Here is a 1274-nt window from a genome sequence, read left to right as displayed (position 1 = left end):
CGCTAGCATCACGGAGTCCAATACGGATCCGGCGTAGGCGACGGCGTAGTCGTAAACCCAACATCATCCAAAAGCTCCGCACCACGCTCAATCGCAATCCCCTCAAGAAACGAGATCTGAGCCGCCGCGCTGACGCCATCATTCGTTGCTTTGATTGAGAAAATCACAGCGGCAGTTCCCTCGAACCAACCAGCATACGCATACCGCTGTCCGACCCACGACACCACAGTCGCATCCCCAACCGCCTGGACACGAGCCCCAGGCCTCGCAGACACCGTATCCACCACCGACACACCTATCGCCTTATAATCAATAAGCACATCATCTGCATCTGGCGCAGCTTCAATGTAGATACGTTGCTCATTATCGCCGCCCACTCGACAAGTCCAATACTCGCCGCTGGTGCTGTAGTCACCCTCAAAAACTTCGGTGACTTCACCTAAGATCGGGGCAACATCCTCGTCGGTGAGCACTAAACAATACGGTTCGCTGGGACGCGGAGGAGGCAGCTGCTGGTACCCCCACCAAGCCAGCCGCCCCACCAGCACCAACGCCACAATCATCAAGGACACCACAAAAGGCGCCCCCATACGATTAGCCAAACCCCACAACCGTTCAGAAAACGCTGACACGACGCTACCCCACCTCACTCTTCATCGTTTCCGCGACCAGCTCGGACGCCGTCGTTGAACTGGATCTCCAAATCAGACGAAGGGACGTCGGGGCTCTCCATCCAGTGGTTGAACTGCTTCCTGTAGGTGGAGTCGGACAACAACATGGTCAGGTCGATCTGATGGTCGTCGTCCATCCAGTCGTAGAGATCGCCGAGATCCTTCCCGTTATAGTCGATATAGGCGGCATCGGTGAACCGTCCCGCGTTTGCGACCTGCGCCATGGCGGACTCGAGAATAGAGTGGAACCTCTCGGCCTACTGGTCAAGGTTCTCTGGTGAGTCTGCATGCCGCCAGGGAGGCGACCAGACAAACCGGAGCGGCGGCCCGACCGCGCCACCACAGGGATTGCTGCGGGGCACCTCGGCTAGGCGCTCTTGTCCCTTTTGATCGTGATCTCACCGTCTTCACCTCCACACCGTCACGACCCAGAACCAAGAACCTCACCACCGGCAACCATCCCACACGAGCCTCCACCTGGCGTCTCATGGTTCGTCGGTGGGTCGGACAATAATCGTCTGGATCTCCGCCACCGGGATCGTGGTGGTCGTGCTGGTGGTGTGAGTGTCCATCGAGCCCGAAGCGCCATCGGAGGCGGTGTAG

The 1274-nt window shown here is 58.5% G+C and carries 2 protein-coding genes; both read right to left on the bottom strand.

What is annotated here, in order from left to right; all coding sequences use genetic code 11:
* Nucleotides 1–8: 8 nt before the first annotated feature.
* Nucleotides 9–632, bottom strand: coding sequence for a hypothetical protein (locus BW737_RS15840; RefSeq protein WP_143233432.1), 624 nt, complete (start codon nt 630–632; stop codon nt 9–11).
* 14 nt (nt 633–646) lie between these two features.
* Nucleotides 647–895, bottom strand: a complete 249-nt coding sequence (locus BW737_RS15425) for a VirB8 family type IV secretion system protein (RefSeq protein ID WP_086616123.1) — start codon at nt 893–895, stop codon at nt 647–649.
* Between the last annotated feature and the right edge of the window lie 379 nt (nt 896–1274).

The organism is Actinomyces ruminis (assembly GCF_002154335.2).
In the GTDB taxonomy this organism is placed as follows: domain Bacteria; phylum Actinomycetota; class Actinomycetes; order Actinomycetales; family Actinomycetaceae; genus Actinomyces; species Actinomyces ruminis.
This window is presented reverse-complemented; position numbering and strand designations above follow the sequence as displayed.

Coding starts and splice junctions, on each gene's coding strand:
- BW737_RS15425 (WP_086616123.1), bottom strand. CDS start 895: ATGGCGCAGGTCGCAAACGCGGGACGGTTCACCGATGCCGCCTATATC.